At 73.2% G+C, this 19,480-nt stretch carries 18 protein-coding genes; 16 read left to right on the forward strand and 2 right to left on the reverse strand.

Translation table 11 applies throughout. From position 1 onward, the window contains the following. Positions 1 to 216 precede the first annotated feature (216 nt). Positions 217 to 1,239 (forward strand): DHHA1 domain-containing protein, encoded by a 1,023-nt coding sequence (locus VMS22_17610; GenBank protein HXJ35852.1) that lies wholly within the window; start codon positions 217 to 219, stop codon positions 1,237 to 1,239. A gap of 275 nt (positions 1,240 to 1,514) precedes the next feature. On the opposite strand, the gene VMS22_17615 is transcribed toward VMS22_17610, so the two are convergent. Both VMS22_17615 and queG read right to left on the reverse strand, forming a co-directional pair. After that, complete coding sequence (locus VMS22_17615) at positions 1,515 to 3,275, reverse strand: hypothetical protein (GenBank protein HXJ35853.1); 1,761 nt, start codon at positions 3,273 to 3,275, stop codon at positions 1,515 to 1,517. Between the two features lie 33 nt (positions 3,276 to 3,308). Further along, positions 3,309 to 4,430 carry a tRNA epoxyqueuosine(34) reductase QueG gene (queG, locus tag VMS22_17620; GenBank protein HXJ35854.1) on the reverse strand — a complete coding sequence of 374 codons (1,122 nt, stop codon included), beginning with the start codon at positions 4,428 to 4,430 and terminating at the stop codon, positions 3,309 to 3,311. A gap of 53 nt (positions 4,431 to 4,483) precedes the next feature. Between queG and VMS22_17625 the strand changes: the two genes are divergently transcribed. The 15 genes from VMS22_17625 (at position 4,484) to fliF (ending at position 19,473) form a co-directional block, all read left to right on the forward strand. Further along, on the forward strand, positions 4,484 to 5,305 hold the full coding sequence (locus tag VMS22_17625) for a flagellin (protein ID HXJ35855.1): 822 nt from the start codon (positions 4,484 to 4,486) through the stop codon (positions 5,303 to 5,305). A gap of 57 nt (positions 5,306 to 5,362) precedes the next feature. Continuing rightward, positions 5,363 to 6,187: a flagellin gene (locus VMS22_17630; protein ID HXJ35856.1), complete on the forward strand. Its 825-nt coding sequence runs from the start codon at positions 5,363 to 5,365 to the stop codon at positions 6,185 to 6,187. A gap of 61 nt (positions 6,188 to 6,248) precedes the next feature. Continuing rightward, positions 6,249 to 7,598 carry a flagellar filament capping protein FliD gene (gene fliD / locus VMS22_17635; protein ID HXJ35857.1) on the forward strand — a complete coding sequence of 450 codons (1,350 nt, stop codon included), beginning with the start codon at positions 6,249 to 6,251 and terminating at the stop codon, positions 7,596 to 7,598. A gap of 5 nt (positions 7,599 to 7,603) precedes the next feature. Beyond that, the gene (gene fliS, locus VMS22_17640; GenBank protein ID HXJ35858.1) at positions 7,604 to 7,996 is read left to right on the forward strand and encodes a flagellar export chaperone FliS; all 393 of its coding nucleotides are present in this window, start codon (positions 7,604 to 7,606) and stop codon (positions 7,994 to 7,996) included. Further along, positions 7,993 to 8,412 carry a hypothetical protein gene (locus VMS22_17645; GenBank protein ID HXJ35859.1) on the forward strand — a complete coding sequence of 140 codons (420 nt, stop codon included), beginning with the start codon at positions 7,993 to 7,995 and terminating at the stop codon, positions 8,410 to 8,412. The genes fliS and VMS22_17645 overlap by 4 nt, the downstream gene beginning before the upstream one ends. Before the next feature lie 128 nt (positions 8,413 to 8,540). Beyond that, positions 8,541 to 9,608 carry a DegT/DnrJ/EryC1/StrS family aminotransferase gene (locus tag VMS22_17650; GenBank protein ID HXJ35860.1) on the forward strand — a complete coding sequence of 356 codons (1,068 nt, stop codon included), beginning with the start codon at positions 8,541 to 8,543 and terminating at the stop codon, positions 9,606 to 9,608. After that, positions 9,589 to 10,482 carry an N-acetylneuraminate synthase family protein gene (locus tag VMS22_17655; protein HXJ35861.1) on the forward strand — a complete coding sequence of 298 codons (894 nt, stop codon included), beginning with the start codon at positions 9,589 to 9,591 and terminating at the stop codon, positions 10,480 to 10,482. Before VMS22_17650 ends, VMS22_17655 begins: the two co-directional genes overlap by 20 nt. A gap of 10 nt (positions 10,483 to 10,492) precedes the next feature. After that, entirely contained in the window at positions 10,493 to 11,401 is a 909-nt protein-coding gene (locus tag VMS22_17660; GenBank protein ID HXJ35862.1) for a DMT family transporter, read from the forward strand. 753 nt (positions 11,402 to 12,154) lie between these two features. Next, a complete protein-coding gene (locus tag VMS22_17665) occupies positions 12,155 to 14,416 on the forward strand; it encodes a hypothetical protein (protein HXJ35863.1) in 2,262 nt (753 codons plus the stop codon). After that, positions 14,406 to 15,305 carry an ATP-binding protein gene (locus VMS22_17670; protein ID HXJ35864.1) on the forward strand — a complete coding sequence of 300 codons (900 nt, stop codon included), beginning with the start codon at positions 14,406 to 14,408 and terminating at the stop codon, positions 15,303 to 15,305. Before VMS22_17665 ends, VMS22_17670 begins: the two co-directional genes overlap by 11 nt. 28 nt (positions 15,306 to 15,333) lie before the next feature. Then, positions 15,334 to 16,698, forward strand: a complete 1,365-nt coding sequence (locus VMS22_17675; protein HXJ35865.1) for a sigma-54 dependent transcriptional regulator — start codon at positions 15,334 to 15,336, stop codon at positions 16,696 to 16,698. A 71-nt stretch (positions 16,699 to 16,769) separates the two neighbouring features. Continuing rightward, positions 16,770 to 17,135 (forward strand): flagellar basal body rod protein FlgB, encoded by a 366-nt coding sequence (flgB, locus tag VMS22_17680; GenBank protein ID HXJ35866.1) that lies wholly within the window; start codon positions 16,770 to 16,772, stop codon positions 17,133 to 17,135. Beyond that, positions 17,135 to 17,584 carry a flagellar basal body rod protein FlgC gene (flgC, locus tag VMS22_17685; GenBank protein ID HXJ35867.1) on the forward strand — a complete coding sequence of 150 codons (450 nt, stop codon included), beginning with the start codon at positions 17,135 to 17,137 and terminating at the stop codon, positions 17,582 to 17,584. Before flgB ends, flgC begins: the two co-directional genes overlap by 1 nt. Before the next feature lie 7 nt (positions 17,585 to 17,591). Continuing rightward, complete coding sequence (gene fliE / locus VMS22_17690) at positions 17,592 to 17,906, forward strand: flagellar hook-basal body complex protein FliE (GenBank protein HXJ35868.1); 315 nt, start codon at positions 17,592 to 17,594, stop codon at positions 17,904 to 17,906. 16 nt (positions 17,907 to 17,922) lie between these two features. Next, positions 17,923 to 19,473, forward strand: coding sequence for a flagellar basal-body MS-ring/collar protein FliF (gene fliF / locus VMS22_17695; protein HXJ35869.1), 1,551 nt, complete (start codon positions 17,923 to 17,925; stop codon positions 19,471 to 19,473). Positions 19,474 to 19,480 lie beyond the last annotated feature (7 nt).

Below are 19,480 nucleotides of genomic sequence, written 5' to 3' on the forward strand. Positions count from 1 at the left end.
CGCTATCAGACGTGCCAGGACGTAGCGAGGTCGTGAGCGGGCCATTGCCGGCGCGCCCCGACCCGGTCTACAACCATCGCGGATGGCTGGTGACGCGCGGGTGGCCGGGGGTGGCCGCATCGCCGAGCGCCGTGCGCAATGGGTTGCGCACCCACGTCGGGGTCGCGATGATGGACACCGGCGGGCGGCCCGGGCAATAATCCCGCCCCGACCCCGATGAGCAGCGCTCCGACGCGCGGGATGCTCGCGGACCTTCTCCGTGTGCTGGACCGTCCCGGTCCCCTGGTGATCGTCCCGCACGACAATCCCGACCCCGACGCCATGGCGAGCGCCGTGGCGCTCAAGTACATCGTCGGTCACCAGCTCCGTAAGGACGCCTACATCGCCCTGGGCGGCATCGTGGGACGGGCCGAGAACCGCGCCATGCGGACGTACCTCAACATCAAGCTCGCCCCGGTGAGCGAGGTGCGCTTCGACGCCGACGTCCAGGTGGCCCTGGTCGACACCCAGCCGGGGCGGCCGAACAACTCCCTGCCCGAAGGCGTCGTCCCCACCGCCGTGATCGACCATCATCCGGCCTATGCCGAGTATCCCGGGGTCTCGTTCCTGGATCTGCGCGACGAGTACGGTGCCACCTCGACCATCCTCACCGAGTACCTGCGCGAGTCGCGGCTCGAGATCGAGCCGAAGATCGCGACCGCGCTCTTCTACGGCATCAACTCCGAGACGCAGGATCTCGGCCGCGAGGCGACGGCGGCCGACATCGAGGCCAGCCACTTCCTGTACCCCTACACGAACAAACGGCGGCTCGCGAAGATCGAGAACGCGCGCGTCCCGCGCGAGTATTTCCGCGTCTTCCGCGAAGCGATCGATCGCGCCGCGCTCTACGACCACAAGGTCGTGGTCTCGCTCCTGGGCGACGTGCAGTACCCGGACATGGTCGCCGAGGTCGCCGACTTTCTCCTCCGCCTCGACGAAGCGGAGTGGTCGGCCGCCATCGGCGCCTACAACGGGTGCCTCTACTGCTCCGTGCGCACGACCGACCGCGACACCAACGCCGGCGATCTTCTGCAGCGCGTCCTCGGCAGCAAGTCCGCCGGCGGCCACGACATGATCGCTGGCGGCCGCATCCCCCTCGGCGCCGACCCCGCCGACCGCCTGAAGGCCGCGTGCGAAGTCCGCACCCGCCTTCTCGAGGCCCTAGGCGTCGACCCCGAAAGCGGCAAGCCCCTAACATAGCCGACCCAAGACTCCGTCTTGGGTCGGAGCCGAGAGTGGCGCGTGGGTGATACGCGCGAGCAGCATGCCGCGGCCAGCGAAGCTGGCGCGGCACGCGAGGTACGCGCGACATCGTCGTAGGGTTGGGCATCCCCTGGAGTCGCCGCGTGGCCAGTCGACCCGAGGTGCGTTCCTCGTATGCGGCGCCGGCTTTGCCGGCCGCCGCACGCCGGTCGCGCGTACCACCCACGCCCCAACCTACGCGCTTCGCCCCGAGACGAAGTCTCGGGGCGAAACTAATACCCTCGACAGACGTCCGTCGGCAGCGTGCACGTGCTCGGCGCCTGCAGCGGCTCGCACGCCGTGATCGTACCGGGCAGCGTCATGCGGAAGAGCACGTCGTTGTACGGCGGCCCGCCCGAGAAGACCGCGCCCGCGCTGACGAGGATCATCTTCCGGCCGACTTCGCAGCACGCGCCCGACGCGGGCCGCCCCGCGATCGACGCGTTGTTCGGCTGCGACCCGGCGATGCTGCACCCGTCGGCGTTCGCATCCGTGAATCTCGCGCGTCCCGTGCCGGTCGTGAGGCTGAAGGCCGAATGGATCTCGGCGAGGACCGTGTCCGCGCCGGGATTGAGCGTGCCGTCGTGATCGGGGCAGGTGGCGTCTGCCGCCTGCCAGATCTGCAGGACGCCCGGCATCTCGAACTGGAAGTGCAGGCCCTGCGGCACGTTGGTGCCGCCGCCGAAGGTCGTCGTGATGGCGCCGAGCGTATCTGCCCCGGCGCCGCCGGCGGCAGTGCTGCACACGAGGCCCGTCGGCGCGCACACGCCGTCGCTCGTGTCGGCCGCCTTCGTGATGTTGGGATCGGCGGTCGTGCCCTTGCCGTCCCAGAACGTGCCGACGCCGAGGCCGTCGCCCGTGGCGCATCCGGTCGCCGTGAGCTGCGCCGTCGCGGTGAGCGATCCCACGCAGAACGGATTGGCCGAGAAGCCATCGGCCGGAACGGTCAGGGTGTGACGGCAGTCGGCATCGGGCGGGCCGGTGTCGAGCACGATCGCGATGCCGCCGGCCAGGCGCGGGATCGTGGGCGGCTGTCCGAGGTCGATCGTGCCGCCCTGGTCGGTCGTGAACACGATGCGCCGTGGCCCACAGCATGCCTGGCAGGCGTCGGGATAGGTCCCGGCCGCGGGCGCGGCGACCGCGTCGGCACAATCCGACGACGTCGTCGTCGAGCAGTCGAGACACTCGACGAGCTTGCGCATGGAATCGACGTGCGGCGGGCAGCCGACGCTCGTCCCGGGACAGGTGTCGGCGAACCCCAGGTCCGGCGGCGCGACGTCGTCGGCGCCGTCGCACTGGTGGTCGCGTCCCCCGCACGCCTTGCAGATGGCGGCGACCCGCCGCGCGGCCGCCTGCTGCAGCAGCTTCGTCGAGCCCTCGTTGGGACAGTCGTCGTGGTGGTGGCCGAGCAGGCGATCGCCGAGGCAGTTGGCGATGATGTTTGCGCGCGTGAAGAGGAGCTTCCCGGTCTCCTTGCCGATCGTGCGCGAGCAGCGCGCGACCTTCTTGGCCGGCGTCGACGCCGGGTAGACGGGAGCCAGCGATCGCTCGGCCGAGCCGAACGCCACGCACTCGATGCACGTCCCGATGTCGCTGCAGCTCGTGATCGGCGTCGTGCAGGCGGGATCGCTGCTCCCGATCAGACCCGGACAGCTACCGATCCCCCACCCGATCGAGGCCAGCGACTCGTCGTCGTCGTCGCCGCAGGTGTGATTTGGACCGCCGCAGGCCTTGCCGATCGTGCGGCCGAGGCGCTCGGCGGCGCGCCCGAGCACCGCCGCGACCTTCGGCTCCGTGCGACAGACCGTGTCCGGGGGCAGGGCGCCCTTGCGCTTCTTGGCTTCGCATTGCCCGAGCACCGTCAATACGACTTGCTGTAGGGCCGCCGTGCCGCGCAGGATGCGCAGCTGGCAGGTCATCGGCGACGCGAGCGCAATGCGCGGAATTCCCGCCGCGAGGACGAGCAGGAGCAGCAGGGATCGCCGCCTCGGCATGAACGAATTGGCTACGCGCTCCGTGCAAAGCGGTCAAGCCGGTTGGCGCGACGATTCGCCCAACGCCGCCTCGATCTCTGCCCGCGCTTCCGCCGACGGCTCGCCGCGCCGGACACCGTCGAGAACGCGGCGCGCCGCCGCGTCGCCGATGCGCCCGAGCGCCCATGCGACGTGTCCGCGCACGAGCGGATCCGCGTCGCGAATCGCCCCGGCGAGCGCCGGCACCGCGGCCGGATTGCCGCTGTTGCCGAGCGCCACGGCGGCGTTGCGCACCAGGCCGCGCCGGCCCGTGCGAGTGATCGCCGTGCCGCCGAAGCGGGCGGCGAAGCCGTCGGCGTCGAGCGCGATCAGCTCGGTGAGCGCCGGGGCGAGCCACGCGGCGGCTGCGACGTCGCGCGCGTCGCCGTTCCAGGGGCACACCTCCTGGCAGACGTCGCACCCGAACACCCAGTTCTCGAGCAGCGGCCGCAGCTCGTGCGGGATCGCCGAGCGGTGCTCGATCGTCAGGTACGAGATGCAGCGCCGCGGCTCCATCGTGTAGCCGTTTTCGAGGGCGCCGGTCGGACACGCGGCGACACAGCGGGTGCAGGTGCCGCAGTGGTCGCGCGGCAGCGGCATGGCGTCGACCTCGAGGTCCGACACCAGCTCGCCCAGGAAGAAGTACGAGCCGGCGTGGCGGTGCAGCACGAGCGTGTTCTTCCCGATCCATCCGATGCCGGCGCGGCGTGCCCACTCGCGCTCGAGGATCGCGCCGGTGTCGACGTACGAGAGGTAGCGCGTGCCGGGAAACAGGCGCGCCAGCGCCTCGGCGAAACGATCGAGACGCCGCCGGACGTCGCGGTGGTAGTCGGGCCCGACCGTGTAGGCCGCAATGCGGCCGCGCAGGTGGGTGCGCCAGTCGTCCCGCGGCGGGGCGGGGGGCCGGTAGGGGACACCGACGCACACGAAGCTGCGCGCCCACGGAAACTGCACGCGCGGATCCAGGCGGACGTCGGTGCGCGCCGTGAGGTAGCGCATCTCACCCGCCCGCCCGTCTGCGAGCCACTGCTCGAGCAGGTCGCCGAGCGGCAGCGGGGTGATCGGGACGCACCCGACGAGCGGAAAGCCGAGCGCTCGCGCCGCCGCCGCGACGACGTCTTCCCGACCGCGTGCCATCGCGCATGGCATTCAAGCCGAATCACGATCGTGCCGATAGGGCCTTCGGACCCGTGGGATTCGGAATCAACACCAACCTCCTGTCGCTGAACGCCCAGCGCCACCTCGCCGAGACGGACGAAGCGCTGCGCACGGCGTTCGAGCGGCTCTCGTCGGGACTGCGCATCAACCATGCCTCCGACGATCCGGCCGGCCTCGCCATCGCCGACCGGCTGAAGCGCGACCAGCGCGTCGCGGCGCAGGGTATCCGCAACGCCAACGACGGCATCTCGCTGCTGTCCCTGGGTGACCAGGCCCTCGGGCAGATCACGGACATCGTGGCACGCCTCTCCGAGCTGGCCTCCGAGTCGGCGTCGGGCACGCTCACGAACACCGAGCGTGCCGATCTCCAGGTCGAGTTCGCGCAGCTCGTGGCCGAGGTCGGGCGCATCGCGACCACGACCACGTTCAACGGCGTGGCGCTCCTCGCGGGCGCGACCACCATCTCGATCCAGGTCGGCCTCGACGGCACGGCGGCGTCGCGCGTCGACGTCGGCACGGTGGATGCCACCCCCGCCGCGCTCTTCGGCGGGACGCTCTCGGTCGCGACCGCGGCCGGCGCGCAGAGCGCCCTCGGCGTGCTCACGACCGCCGTCCAGACGGTGGCGAGCGCGCGGGCCGGCTTCGGCGCGGGCGAGAGTCGCCTCCTCACGGCGATCTCGACCCTGCGTGTCGCCGCGGAGAGCTACGCCCAGGCCGAGAGCCGGATCCGCGACGCCGACATCGCCGCCGAGACCGCGGCCTTGACGCGCGCACAGATCCTCCAGTCCGCCGGCACGGCCGTCCTCGCCCAGGCGAACCAGCAGCCCGCATTCGCGCTGCAGCTCCTGCGATAGCGCGGCCGGCGCTCAAGTTTTTCACGGGCTCGTCCGATAACACAGGAGGGCTCTCCCATGGCGTTCACGATCAACACGAACCTCCTCGCGCTCAACGCCCAGCGCCACCTCGCCGAGACGGACGAGGCGCTGCGCACGGCGTTCGAGCGACTGTCGTCGGGCCTGCGGATCAACCACGCCTCCGACGACCCGGCCGGGCTCGCCATCGCGGATCGCTTGAAGCGCGACCAGCGCGTCGCCGCCCAGGCGATCCGCAACGCCAACGACGGCATCTCGCTGCTCTCGCTGGGCGACCAGGCGCTCGGACAAGTCTCCGACATCCTCACGCGGCTCTCCGAGCTGGCTTCGCAGTCCGCGTCGGGCACGCTCACCGATCCCGAGCGCGCCTCGCTGCAGCTCGAGTTCGGCCAGCTCGTGCAGGAGATCGACCGCATCGCGACCACGACCACGTTCAACGGCGTCGTCGTGGCCGGCGGCGTCGGCACCGTCTCGATCCAGGTCGGGCTCGACGGCACCGCCAGCTCGCGCATCGACGTCTCGACCGTGAACGCGACCACCGCCACACTGTTCGGCGGCGCGACGCTCTCGGTCGACACGGCGGCCAACGCGCAGACCGCCCTGGGCGCGCTCACGACCGCGATCCAGAGCGTGGCGAGCGGCCGCGCGACGCTGGGCGCGGGCGAGAGCCGGCTCCTCTCCGCCGTCTCGACCCTGCGCGTGGCGCAGGAGAGCTATGCCCAGGCGGAAAGCCGCATCCGCGACGCCGACGTCGCCGCCGAGACGGCGGCCCTGACGCGCGCCCAGATCCTGCAGTCGGCAGGAGTTGCCGTCCTGGCACAAGCGAACCAGCAGGCGAAGCTGGTGCTCGAGCTGCTGAAGTAGCCCTCCCGGGCCTCGTGCCGGGGCCTGGAACTTGCACGATCCGGCGCGAAGGCGGACCAGCATGGCGGGAATCTCGTTCGGCGGCCTGGCGTCGGGACTCGACAGCGAGGCGATCATCGAGCAGCTGATGGGGCTCGAGCGCCGTCCGGTCGCGCTCCTGGAGCAGCGGCTCGCCGACCTCACCAAGACCCGCGACGCCGTCGGGACGATCGGGACGAAGCTCGCGAGCCTGCGCGCCGCCGTGGCGCCGCTCGGCTCGCCGGGCGGAGTCCTCGTCCGTCAGGCGACGTCCACCGACGCCGCCGTGCTCGGCGTCTCGGCCGGCACCGGTGCCACGCCGGGAACGTATACGATCTCGGTCTTGCATCCGGCCCGGCCGTCGGTTGCGACCTCCTCGGTGCTGCTCGCCGGCACGACCGGACCCATCTCCACCGTCGACGGCGTCCTGCGCTTCCAGGTGGGCACCGGACCCGTGCAGTCGGTGGCGGTGTCGCCGACCACGACGCTCGACGACCTCGTGGCGGCGATTGGTGGCCTCGCGGCCGGCGTCACCGCGTCCGCCGTGAACCTCGGAACCGCGAGCTCGCCGTCCTACACGCTGCGCATCGCGACCACCGCGACGGGATCGGATCAGACGATCACGATCCTGCAGGACGACACCGCCATCGGGATCACGACCGCGCAGGCGGGCGACGACGCGGTCTTCACGGTCGACGAGCTCGGCACGACGTACCAGCGTTCCACCAACACCGTCGACGACGTCCTTCCAGGCGTGACCCTGGTCGTGCGGGGTCCGGGGACGGCCGTCGTCACGGTCGCGGACGACGCGGATGCCGTCGTCGCGCGCGTGCAGACGCTCGTCTCGACGTACAACGACCTCCGCACGTTCATCGCCGGCGAGTCCGCCGTCTCGACCGACGCCGACGCCGGTCTCACGATCGGAAGCCTCGCCGCCGATGCGACCGCGGACCGCGTCGTGCGCGGGCTGCAGCAGGCGATCACGAGCGCCGTCTCGGGGACGACCGGAGCGTTCGTCAACCTCTCGGGCCTCGGCGTCACGACCGCACGCGACGGCACGCTGACGCTCGACGAGACGCGTCTGCGAGCGGCGCTCACCGCCGATCCCGACGGCGTGGCCGAGGTGGTCTCGGGTGCGTCCGCCTGCACGACGACGCTCATCGACGGACTCACGCAGACGGGCGGGGTGCTGCCGCTCCACGCCGACGCGCTCGCGCGCCAGTCGCAGGCCCTCGAAGCGTCGATCGCCGCCGGCGAGCGCCAGCTCCAGGGCGTCGAGGCGTCGCTGCGCCGGCAGTTCGACGCTCTGGAGACGCTGCTCGCGGATCTGGCGCGGCAGTCGAGCGCGCTCGACGCGCTCACCGGGGCCACCCAGGCCGGCTCGGCGTCGTGACCGCCATGTTCCCCGCCGAGTACGCGCGACGCTACGCCCACGCACAGATCACGTCGGTCGATCGCGGCCGACTGCTGCTGCTGGTGCTCGAAGGCGGGCAGACGTCCCTCGGCCGCGCCCGTGCCGCGCTCGACGCCGGCGATCTCGCGCGCTTCGCGCACGAGCGGCGCCGCGCCCAGGACGTCATTGCCGAGCTCCTGCAGACGCTCGACCATGCCGCCGGAGGCGAGATCGCCACCAACCTGGCGCGCCTGTACGCGTTCATGCTGGAGCACCTGACGGCCGCCAACGTCGAGCAGAGCGCGCGCCACGTCGACGAGGTGCTGCGCGCCTATGCGCCGATCGTCGACGCGTATCGCGCCGTCCTCGCGCGCCCGTTCGCGGGAGGAAAGACGTGACGACGGTGGAGCTGCAGGCGGCGAGCGAAGAGGAAGCGCGTCGCTATCGCGCGCTCGTCGCCGCCTACGAGGCGATGCTCGCCCTGGTGTCGGACGAGGGTCCGCTCGCGGTCGCCGGCCTCACCGCCGCTGGTGTGGCGGCCGATGCGGCGCTCGCGACGCTGCGTGAGGTGACGGCGAAGCTCGGGCCCGAGCGCCTGGCCGCACGCGTGGCGCCGCCGCCGGTCACCGCGCTGTGGCGCGAATCGGCCGCGATCGCCGCGCGCGCCGCCGAGCTCAACGCCGCGCTCGCCGCCGCGACCGCGGCGCGCCGCGACGCCGTCGCGGGGCGCCTCGCGACGCTGGCCGCGGGCCGCCGCGCGCTCGCGGCCTATCGACCGGCGAGCGTTCCCCGCACGGCCGATCAGCGCGCCTGATCGCCGCCGCGGGTCAAGCGCTTGGCGCCGGGGCCAAATCTCCGCGCCGGCGTACCCGCGTGGGCCGTACGCGCCGTCCGGCGCCGGGGCGACGGCGCCCTGGCATGACTTGCAACGGTCGCCCCGCGATGAAGCACGCGGGCCTCGGGCACGAGCTGCAGCTCGACCTCGACCGCTGGCGCGACGCCACGTCGACCCGCGCGGCGGCGTTCGAGGCGGCGATTGCCGAGCGGACCAGCGCTCGCCACGTGATCGCGGTCGCGAGCCCGGCCATGGGTTTTCAGATCGCCTTTCGGGCCGCCGGCGTGCCGATCGGTGCGACCGTCCTCACGACGTCGCTCGCCGACCCGTCGGTGGCGCGCGCGACCGTCGGCAGCGGGCTCCAGCCGCGCTTCGTCGACATCGACCTGCACGGGCACCTCGGCGCCGCCGCGGTGCGCGCGCACGTCGCGCTCCACGGCGAGCCCGCGGTGCTCGTGCCGTCGTGCTTCGCCGGTCATCCCTGCGACGTCGACGCGGTCGCCGCGGAGGCGCCGCACGCACTTCTCGTGGAGGATGCGACCGACGCGCTCGGCGGCGTGCGGCCGGACGGCCGTGCCGTCGGATCGCCCAACCCCGCGACCATCGCCGTGCTCGGCATTCCCGCCGTGCGCGCCGCGCCGGCGCAGGGCGCCGTGCTCGTGACCGACGACGACCTGCTGGCGGACCGCGTGCGCCGCCTGCGCGACGAGCGTGGCGAGCACCAGCTCTCGGAGCTCCACGCCGCGCTCGGGCTCGTCCAGATCGGGCGGCTCGCCGAGGTCGTGGCGCTGCGCGAGTCGGTCGCCGCGCGCTATGACGCCGTCGTCGCCGGCCTGGCGCTGGCGGAGCCCGTGCTGCCGCCGGCGCACGCGCGCTCGGCGTGGGCGGCGTATCCGCTCCGGGTTCCGGCGTGGCTGCGTCCGGCCGTCCTCGAGCCGCTGCGGGCCTGGGGCGTCGGCGGACATCGGCTGGTGATGCTGCTCCACCGCCATCCGTATCTCGGCCGCTACGCAGACGTGCTGCCTGCGGCGCTGCCCGCGACCGAGCGCTTCGCGAGCGAAGTCGTCCTCCTGCCGACCGGCTCGGTGTCCGGCGACGCGGAGGTGACGCGGGTCGCGGGACTCCTCGCGGCGACGGTGGGAGGCGGGGCGGAACGTGCGCATCGCGCTGGGTGAGCGCGCGCTCGGCGCCGACGCGCCGGCCCTCGTCGTTGCCGAGATCGGCTCCAACCACGACGGCAGCCTCGAGCGGGCGCTCGCGCTCGTCGACCTGGCCGCACGCGCCGGCGCCGACGGGGTGCAGTTCCACTCGTTCCATGCGGCCGCGCTGCCGCTGGAGCCCGGGCCCGATGGTGGCTCGGTGGCCGCGGAGGTGCACCGGCAGCTCGAGCGCGCGGAGCTGCGCACCGAATGGCATGCGCCCCTGCGCGAGCGCGCGCTGGCTCGCGGGCTCGTGTTCCTCTCGATCGCCTTCGACGCACAGCGCGCCGAGCTGCTGGCGGCGCTCGGCGTGCCGGCCATCGCCGTGGCGTCCCGCGATCTCGGGCGCGCGCCGTTGCTCCGGACGCTCGGCGGCTTCGGTCGTCCACTGCTGCTCGCCACCGGCGGCGCAGCCGAGAGCGAGATCGCGGCGGCGCTGGCTGCCATCGGCGAGGGCGCCGGCGCTCCGTCGAGGCGCCCGCCGGTCGTGCTCGTCGCCGGCCCGGACGGTGCGCGCAGCGAAGACGCCGATCTCCGTACCCTCGGCACGCTACGGACGCGGTTTGGCTGTCCCGTCGGCTGGACCGATCGCTCGCCGGGCAGCGCCCTCGCATTGGGAGCGGTCACGCTCGGGGCGTGCTTCGTCGTGAAAGGGCTCACCGACGACCGCGGCCGGCGCGGACCGGACCACGCCACGGCGCTCGAGCCGGGCGATCTCGCCGCCGTGGTGCGGGCCGTGCGCGAGCTCGGGTACGCGCTGCGACCCGCGCCGCGGAACGCGTCGGGCGTCGGACGCGAGGGTGACGTCCCGGCCGCTGCGAAGCGTGGCTTCGGGAGCCGGGCGGGGTAGAACTCGCCGCGTGTCCGCGCCGCCTCGTCTGGTCGCGATCGCGATCGTGGCGAATCTCATCGGGGGCACGTCGTACGTCCTCACCAAGATCGCGCTCGAGGGCCTGACCGAGACGACGCTCATCGTCGTGCGGACGGTCGTGGCACTGGCGGTGCTCGTGCCGATCGCGGGCCGGCGTCTGTGGCCGCTCCTGCGTGCCGCCGGCGGCGATCGGCGGCGCCTCCTCGCGATGGGCGCGCTCGGCTACGCGCTGCCGCTCGTGCTCGGGAGCTACGGCGTGCGGCGCTCGACCGCGACCAACGCGGCACTCCTCATCGGTACCGAGCCGCTGGCCGTGGTCGTGCTGGGCGCCCTTCTTCTGGGGGAACCTCTCACGAGAGCGCGCATCGTGGCGCTCGCTCTCGGCGTCTCGGGGGCGACGATCCTGGTCACGAACGGGATCCCGCTCCTCACCGTCGCCTACGCGCCGCACCTGACCGGCGATCTCCTGCTCGTGATCCACGGCGCGGCGTGGGCGATCTACACGATCGCGGGCAAGAGCCTGCTCGAGCGCTACGACCCGATCGCGGTCGCGACGGCGTCGCTCGCCGTCGCGCTGCCGCTGCTCGCCCCGCTGGCGGCGTTCGAGCTGCCGGGGATCGTATGGGAGTGGCCGCGCCTCGCTCCGGCCCTCGCGGCGGCCGTGACGCTCGGCCTCGTCGTGTCGGCGCTCATGACCGTGCTGTGGACGACGGCGCTCCGGGGCATGGACGCGTCGTACCTCGCCGGCTTCATCTTCCTGCAGCCGCTGGCCGGCGTCGCGCTCGGCGCACTCATCCTCGGGGAGCGCGTGACGCCCTTCGTGCTCGCGGGCGGCGGGCTCGTCCTTGCTGCCGTCTACGTCCTGATCCTCGAGTCGCGGGCTCGGGGGGCTTCGTAGGGCTGCGGCGTCGGTGCCGCGAGGTTGGGGGCAAGGCTTCGGCTTCGGCTTCGCCGCGCGACGACACACTCGCCTCGTCACGGCCGGGCGTTTCGTCGCGCCGCTACGCAGGCGCCTCCGCCTTGCCCCCAACCTCGCGACGCAACGCCTTGGCCTTCGGCCTCGCGCGCTCGAACTCGCTACCCGACACGACGCGGCCGCAGGCGTGCCGCCGGGAGTCGAGACGCGGGCGCCAGCGCTCTTTGTCCGGTGGGAGGAGCGCAGGATCGCTGCGTCGGTGGCGAAGGTGCGCGGGGCGGGTGGCGAGGGCGGAGCGCCCTTGAGCCGCGCCGGCGTTCCGCCCTTGCGGTGATTGTTCCGTCGGCCGTGCCGCGCGGCGAACTAAGCGGAGCCCTCGCCACCCGCCCCGCGCTCCGACGCCACGGGCACGCGAAGTCATTCCCTTGTCCCGCCCGGTCAGGACGCTGGCCGCCCTCGGCAAAAGAGACCACGTAGGCACGGGCTGCCGGCCTGGCACCCACCTTGCTCCCCATGCGTGTCGTGCGACGGACGCGGGTGTGGTGGTGGTGGAGCTGGCTCACGGTGGTTGTTGTGGCTGTGGGGTTGGCTGGAGCCGCAGATGAGGTTGATGGTCCGTCGCCGAACGGTGGTGTGACGGGGCGGGGCCGTGAGGCCCCGTCCCTCCCCATCGAAGTCCAGGACGTCCAGCTCTGGCGCGAGCCGCCCGCGCTGCGGGTGGAGACGTCGGGACCCGTGAAGCCGACTGTGACGGTGGTGCCGCCGACGCGTGAGACGCCGCCTCGCATCGAGGTCGAGGTGCCGGCGTGGGTGCCGGGGCGGACGACGCCGCTCGTGGGGCAGGGTCTCGTTCGCCGCGTGCGACTCGTGAAGACGCCGTCCCATGGGACGCGCTTCGTGATCGAGCTCACCGCGCCGGCCGGACACCGGCTGCGCGTGAACGACCGGACGATCACCGTTCAGCTCCGACCGGGTGAGGCGATGCCGGTCGTCGCCAAGGCCGCGCCGGAGGCCGCCGAGCCACGGCTCGCCAACATGACGCTCGTCGAGGATCCGGCCGCATCCGAAGCGTCGCCGGCGCCGCCCGCGCCGCCCGCGCAGGTCGAGCACCCGGGACCCGACGACGCCGAGCCGGTCGATCCGGCGCCCGCGCCGGAGCTCCGGACGCAGGAGGTGGCGGCGCCGCCGCAGGACGACGCGCCCGCGACGGCGGACCTCGGCCTCACGATCGAGCGTGGCGCGCGCTTCGCGTGGCCGAACCTCGACGCACCGTACTACGCCGACCAGAGCGCGGCGCCCGAACGTCTGGCGCTGAAGGCCTGGCGGCAGGGAACGCCGGCGCTCCCGGCCCCCGCCGCGTACGGGACGCCGGCGACACTCTATCTCGCCGCCGACGTGACGTATCTGCGCACCCTGCTGGGGCAGGACGAGCCGCTCGCCGGGCCGCAGGCATACGAGCGCGCCCTGCGCGTCGCGCCCGCCTTTCCGGACGCGCCGCGTGCGCTCGTGATGCTTGGCTTCGCGAACCTCGGCATCGGCCTCGCGCCCGAGGCGGAGCTCGCGTTCACGCGCGTCGTGCGCGAGCATCGGGACAGTCCCTACGCCGCGGTGGCGGCGGTGGGGCGCGCCTCGGCGCTGCGCGCCCGACGTCGCTTCGACGAGGCGCGCGCCGCGCTGGCGCCGCTCGGCGATCATCCGCCGGTCGAGATCGCGTGCGACGCGCTCGCCGAGCGTGCGGCGCTCGCCCGCGCCAGCGGCGCGCACGACGAGGCGGCGCCGCTCGACGAGCAGGTGGCGCGCGACTGCCCGCGCCTGGGCGCGCTCGCCTCGGTGATCGAGGGACGGGCGGACTCGCTGCTCGCCCTGGGCCGGCGCGCCGACGCGCGCGCGCTGCTCGCGCAGGAGAGTCAGGCGCTCACCGCCGACGAGCAGGCGCGCCTCCTCGTCCGGGCGGCCGAGCTGGCGCACGACGACGGCGACACCGAGGGCGCGCGCCGCGCGCTCGATCGCGTGCTCGGCCTGCGGGTCTCGACGGCGCTGCGGTCGATTGCCCAGGCGCACCTGGCGCGGCTCGACGGCCTGGTCGCGCCCGATCGCGCCGTCGAGTCGCTCGAGCACCTCGCGGCGACGGCGCAGACGCCCGCGAGCCGCGCCGGGATCGTGGAGCAGATCGCGGAGACGCTCGCCGACGCGGGTCGCTTCGAGGCGGCGCTCGCCCGGCTCGGGCGCACCGCCGATGCCGACGGCGGCTCGATGCGGTTCGACGCGCGCGCCGACGCGATCCTCGCGCGCTGGCTCGCCCGGCTCGCCGAAGCCGGCGACGTGGTCGGGATCGCGACCGTCTATGCGGCCCATCGCACGGCGATCGACACACGGGCACAGGTCGGCACGACGCTCATCGTCGCCGACGCGCTCGGACGGGTGGGGCTGCCGGTGGCGGCGCTGCGCCTCCTGCGCCTGCGAGAGAGCGACGACGATCCGCTGCTGGCGCTCACGATCGCCGAGGCGGCCGTCGCGGCGAATGAGCCGGTGGTCGCACACGAGGCGCTCGCGCGCGTGGCCGATCGGGACCTCGCGACCGAGCTGGCGACGCGCCGGGCGAGCGTCGGCGTGCGCGTGGCGATCCTCGACGGCGATCTCGAGCGGGCGACCGGCGAGGTCGACGACACCGGCGATCCGCTCGTCGCGCAGGCGCTCGCGGCGGCCTGGATCACGCGCGGCGACGCCGCCGCGGCACACGAGAGCTGGGAGACGGCGCGCGCGGCTTACGAGCGCGCGCGCTCGATCGCGACCGATCGGGTGCAGCGCACGACCGCGACGGCGGGGCTGGTGTCGGCGTCGGCGGCCAGCGAGCATGCCGTTCCCGAAGCCGTCGACGCGCTCGGGCTGCTCGACGATCCGGTCGTGAAGCAAGGGGTGGCGCTGCTCGCGACGACGCGGCCGTTCGGCGGGACGCTCGCGAGCGCCCCGGTCACCGAGGAAGCGAATGCTCGCTGAGCCCGCCACCCTGGGCGTCGAGCCCGCGACGCAGGTCCTCGACGTCGGTACGCTCACGCAGGCGTTCGAGACCTTCACTGCGGCCACGCGCCGGCTCGAGCGCGAGTACGCGGCCCTGCGACGCCGCGTGACCCTGCTCACGGCCGAGCTCGAGGAGAAGAATCGGCGCCTCGCCGCCAGCCTCGAGCGCGAGCGGGCGCTCGAGGCGACGGCGCTGCGCCAGAGCCGCCTCGCCGCGATGGGCGAGATGGCGGCCATGCTGGCGCACGAGGTGCGCAATCCGCTCGGCGCGATGGAGCTCTTCACGGGGCTGCTCCTGCAGGATCTGCAGGAACAGCCCGAGCCACAACGCCTCGCCCGGCAGGTGGCGGCCGGTATCGCCGACCTGAACCACCTGGTGACGAACCTGCTCGAGTTCACGCGCACGCGGCGCACGGTGGAACGCGGCGACGCGCGCGTCGAGTGTCGTGCGGCGGTCGAGGACGCGCTGCGCTACGCGAGCGATCTGATCGAGGCGGGCGGCATCACGGTCGTGCGCGATCTGCCCGCGGCGGAGGTGACGGCACGGGGCGACGCGGCGCTCCTGCGGCCGGCGCTCCTGAACCTCGTCCGTAACGCCGTCCAGGCGATGCCGGCGGGCGGCACGCTCACCGCGACGGTCGCGCGCGACGGCGGCGGCGTTGCCGTGACGATCGCGGACAGCGGGCCGGGGATCCCCGCCGAGGTGCGTGCGAGCATCTTCACGCCGTTCTTCACGACGCGCGCGAAGGGCACGGGACTCGGGCTGACGGTCGTGCGCGAGCTGGTGACCGCGCTCGGCGGCGAGGTGACGCTGGCGGACGGGGCCGGTGGGGGCGCCGCATTCACGATCGTCCTGCAGGCGGCGTGAGCGGGAACGACACGAGGGAGAGGCGACGATGGAGGGACGGAGGATCGTGGTCGTGGACGACGAGCCGGGCATGCGTGCCGGGCTCGCCGAGGTGCTGCGACGAGGCGGGTTCCAGGTGGACCTGGCCGCGACGGCGGAGGACGCGCTCGCGCACCTGCAGGCCGAGGGCGCCGATCTCGTGGTGACCGATCTCCGCCTGCCAGGGCTATCGGGTACGGAGCTCCTGCGCGAGCTGCGCACGACCGGCCTCGACGTACCCGCCATCGTCATCACGGCCCACGGCACGATCGAGGACGCGGTGGCGGCCATGAAGCTGGGCGCGCTCGACTTCCTCCCGAAGCCGTTCTCGCCGGGCGACCTGCTGCACCTGGCGACGCGCGCCCTCGAGCGCGCGGCGGCGGGGCCGGTACGCCGCGGGCGCACGGACACGCTCGCGGCCGCGCGCCGTCCGATCGTGACGCGCGATCCCGGGATGCTCCGCCTGCTCGAGATCGCCGACACGGTGGCGTCGAGCCGGGCGCCCGCGCTGATCCAGGGCGAGAGCGGCACCGGCAAGGAGCTCCTCGCGCGCCATCTGCACGAGCGCGGCGTGCGGCGGGGCAAGCCCTTCGTCGCCGTCAACTGCGCGGCGCTGCCGCGCGACCTCCTCGAGAGCGAGCTGTTCGGCCACGAGCGCGGCGCCTTCACCGGCGCGCTCATGCGCAAGATCGGCAAGTTCGAGCTCGCGAGCGGCGGCACCATCCTGCTCGACGAGGTGAGCGAGATGGAGCTCGGGCTGCAGGCGAAGCTCCTCCGCGTCCTGCAGGAGTACGAGGTGGACCGCGTGGGCGGCTCGAGCCCGGTCCCCGTCGACGTGCGCGTGGTGGCGACCACCAACCGCCGGCTGCGCGACCTGGTCGACGCCGGACGCTTCCGCGAGGACCTCTTCTACCGGCTGAACGTGCTGCCCTTCGTCGTGCCGCCGCTGCGCGAGCGGACCGGCGACGTGGAGCTCCTCGCCGAACACTTCCTGCAGCGCTACGCGAACGGCACCGTCCGGGCGCTCGACGCGAGCGCGCGCGAGGCGCTGCGGAGCCGCCGCTGGCCCGGAAACGTCCGCGAGCTCGAGCATGCGCTCGAACGGGCAAGCCTCCTCGCGCAAAGCGGCGTCATCACGGCCGCCGACCTGGAGGACCGCGACGGCGGCACGCCCCGCCTCGCGCTCGGGACGCTGGCCGGCCTCACCGTCCGCGAGATGGAGCGGCGTCTCATCGTCGAGACCCTGAAGCGCACCAAGAACAACCGCACGCAGGCGGCGCGCATGCTGGGCATCAGCATCCGCACGCTGCGCAACAAGCTCGCCGAGTACCGCAGCCGCGGCGAGCTCGAGCTGGCACTGGCGTCAGAGAGTTGACCCGTCGTCCGCCCCGCGGCCGCGACTCGGCCGTACGGCGGGAATGGAACTTGCGACACCGAGGGAAACATATGCCGTCTCCAATCAGCGATCCGGTCCTCGAAGGCCTCGCCCGCGCGCTCGACGTCCACCAGCGACGCCACGAGGTGCTGGCGACGAACCTGGCCAACGTCGAGACGCCGCGCTTCCGCGCCCAGGAGGTCGACTTCCGCTCCGCGCTGACGCGCGCGTTCGAGCAGTCGGCGCAGGCGGAGCCCGCGACGCCCGCGACCGTCGTCGAGGACGCGACCGCGCCGGCACGGGCCGACGGCAACACGGTCGACCTGGATCTGCAGATGGCGAAGCTCTCCGACAACGCGGGACGCTTCCTCGCGCTCGCACGGATCGCCGGCAAGAAGATCGCGCTCATGCGGCTCGCGATCGACGGAGGCCGTTGATGGACATCCTCTCTCCCACCTTCGCCATCGCGGCGAGCGCGCTGCGCGCCGAGCGCATGCGGCTCGACGTGGTCGCCTCGAACCTCGCCAACGCGAACACCACGCGCACGCCCGAGGGCGGCCCCTACCGGCGCCGGCACGTCGTGTTCACGACCGAGCCGATCGGGACCGGCAGCGACTTCGGCGACACGATCGCCGCGCTCGGCGCCGATCCCACGCGCCAGGGCGTCGAGGTGACGAACGTCGTGGACGACCCGACGCCGCCGCGCCTCGTCTTCGATCCCGGGCATCCCGATGCGAACCCCGAGGGCTACGTCGCCTATCCGAACGTGAACCCGGTGCTCGAGATGGTGGACCTGATGGCCGCGACGCGGGCCTACGAAGCCAACGTGCAGGTCGTGAACGCGACCAAGCGGATGGCCGAGTCGGCGCTCTCGATCTCGGGCTAGGTGGCCGATGGCGATCACCACCGACATCACACGCGTCGTTCCGGGGATCATCACGGGCCCCGGGGCCCCGGGCGCCGCATCGCAGCCCGCGAGCACCGAGGGTCCGTCGTTCGGCGGCGTCCTCAAGGACTCGCTCGCGCAGGTGAATCACCTCCAGCGCAGCGCCGACCAGGCGATCACCGACCTCGCCACGGGCGGGCCGACGTCGCTGCACGACACGATGATCGCGCTCGAGAAGGCCGACCTGTCTTTCCGCCTGATGATGCAGGTCCGCAACAAGATCGTGGAGGCCTACCAGGAAGTCCTCCGCATGCAGGTGTGAGGGCTGAGGCGCCATCATGAACGCACGACTCCAGCAGCTGTGGGCGAACCTCCAGGCGTTCTTCTCGAGCCAGCCGCCGGCGCGGCGCATCGCGATCGTCGCGGTCGGCGTCGGCTCCATGGCGCTCGTGCTGGGCGTCGCGTGGTGGGTGCAGCGGCCGCTCTACCGGCCGCTCTTCACGAACCTCTCGCCCGAGGACGCGTCGGCGATCGTCGAGACGCTGCGCGCCGAGAAGGTCGCCTACGAGCTCGACGACGGAGGCCACGCCATCCTCGTGCCCGCCGACCGTCTCTACGAGCTCCGGCTCTCGCTCGCGAGCCGCGGTCTGCCGGAGGGCGGCGGCGTCGGCTTCGAGATCTTCGACAAGCAGTCGCTCGGCCAGACCGACTTCCTGCAGCACCTGAACTACCAGCGCGCGCTCCAGGGCGAGCTCGGCCGGACGATCGCGCAGCTGGGGGGCGTCGAGGCGGCGCGCGTCCACCTGGCCATCCCGGAGCGCTCGCTCTTCGTGTCGCAGGACCGCCGGCCGTCGGCGTCGGTGGTGGTGAAGCTCCTGCCGGGCCGGGCCCTGTCGCGGGCGCAGATCGACGGCATCGTGCACCTGATCGCGTCGAGCGTGCAGGGGATGGCGCCCGACGCCGTGACCGTGGTCGACGAGGCGGGCCGGATGCTCACGCCCGAGCACCGCGGCGACGACGCGACGACCGCGTCGGGGACCGCGATCGAATATCAGCGGGGCATCGAGCGCGCGACAGAGGAGCGCATCGAGAGCATGCTCGGCACCGTCGTGGGATCGGGCAAGGTGATCGCCCGGGTCGCGGCGACCGTCGACTTCTCGCGCACCGAGCGCACCGAGGAGAGCTACGACCCCGACAAGACGGCCGTGCGCCAGCAGCACCTGACGCGCGAGGAGACGACCGGCGGCAAGCTCGCGCAGGGTGCCCCCGGCACGGCCTCGAACCTGACCAACGATCCGTACGCCGCGTCCGCGGAGGACACGGGCCCGCGCACCGAGCGTCGCGACGAGACGCAGAGCTACGAGGTCTCGAAGACGGTCTCGCGCACGGTCGGTCCCATCGGAACGGTGAAGCAGCTCTCGGTCGCCGTGCTGGTCGACGGCACCTACAAGGAGGAGAACGGCCAGCGGGTGTTCGTGCCCCGCTCGGACGAGGAGCTCGACAAGCTGAAGACGCTCGTCGCCAGTGCGGTCGGGCTCTCCGACGCGCGCGGCGATCGCATCGAGGTCACGAGCGCGGCCTTCCAGGCGCCGGACCTCACGGCAGGCGAGGGCATCCTCTCCACCGCCGCCGAGTGGGCGCCGTCGCTCATCGCGCGCGGCCTCGGCATCGCGCTCGTGCTGGGTGTGCTCATCTTCGGTGTGCGTCCGCTGGTGCAGAACCTCGGGACGTCGCGGGCGCTGCCGCGCCTGGGCGGCCTCTTCCTCGATCGCGAGGCGGCGGTCTCCGAGATCGCCCGCGAGAACGTCGCGTTGAGTCAGCAGAATCCGGAACGCGCCGCGCAGCTCGTGCGCCAGTGGCTGGTCGAGCACGGCCAGCGGACGGCGTGAGGGGGAG

This window comes from Candidatus Eisenbacteria bacterium (assembly GCA_035577985.1).
Classification (GTDB): domain Bacteria; phylum Desulfobacterota; class Binatia; order DP-6; family DP-6; genus DATJZY01.

Excerpts from the sequence above, each read along its gene's own strand:
- VMS22_17610 (HXJ35852.1), top strand. The coding sequence starts at position 217 with ATGAGCAGCGCTCCGACGCGCGGGATGCTCGCGGACCTTCTCCGTGTG.
- VMS22_17615 (HXJ35853.1), bottom strand. The coding sequence starts at position 3,275 with ATGCCGAGGCGGCGATCCCTGCTGCTCCTGCTCGTCCTCGCGGCGGGA.
- queG (HXJ35854.1), bottom strand. The coding sequence starts at position 4,430 with ATGGCACGCGGTCGGGAAGACGTCGTCGCGGCGGCGGCGCGAGCGCTC.
- VMS22_17630 (HXJ35856.1), top strand. The coding sequence starts at position 5,363 with ATGGCGTTCACGATCAACACGAACCTCCTCGCGCTCAACGCCCAGCGC.
- fliD (HXJ35857.1), top strand. The coding sequence starts at position 6,249 with ATGGCGGGAATCTCGTTCGGCGGCCTGGCGTCGGGACTCGACAGCGAG.
- fliS (HXJ35858.1), top strand. The coding sequence starts at position 7,604 with ATGTTCCCCGCCGAGTACGCGCGACGCTACGCCCACGCACAGATCACG.
- VMS22_17650 (HXJ35860.1), top strand. The coding sequence starts at position 8,541 with ATGAAGCACGCGGGCCTCGGGCACGAGCTGCAGCTCGACCTCGACCGC.
- VMS22_17670 (HXJ35864.1), top strand. The coding sequence starts at position 14,406 with ATGCTCGCTGAGCCCGCCACCCTGGGCGTCGAGCCCGCGACGCAGGTC.
- VMS22_17675 (HXJ35865.1), top strand. The coding sequence starts at position 15,334 with ATGGAGGGACGGAGGATCGTGGTCGTGGACGACGAGCCGGGCATGCGT.
- flgB (HXJ35866.1), top strand. The coding sequence starts at position 16,770 with ATGCCGTCTCCAATCAGCGATCCGGTCCTCGAAGGCCTCGCCCGCGCG.
- flgC (HXJ35867.1), top strand. The coding sequence starts at position 17,135 with ATGGACATCCTCTCTCCCACCTTCGCCATCGCGGCGAGCGCGCTGCGC.
- fliE (HXJ35868.1), top strand. The coding sequence starts at position 17,592 with ATGGCGATCACCACCGACATCACACGCGTCGTTCCGGGGATCATCACG.
- fliF (HXJ35869.1), top strand. The coding sequence starts at position 17,923 with ATGAACGCACGACTCCAGCAGCTGTGGGCGAACCTCCAGGCGTTCTTC.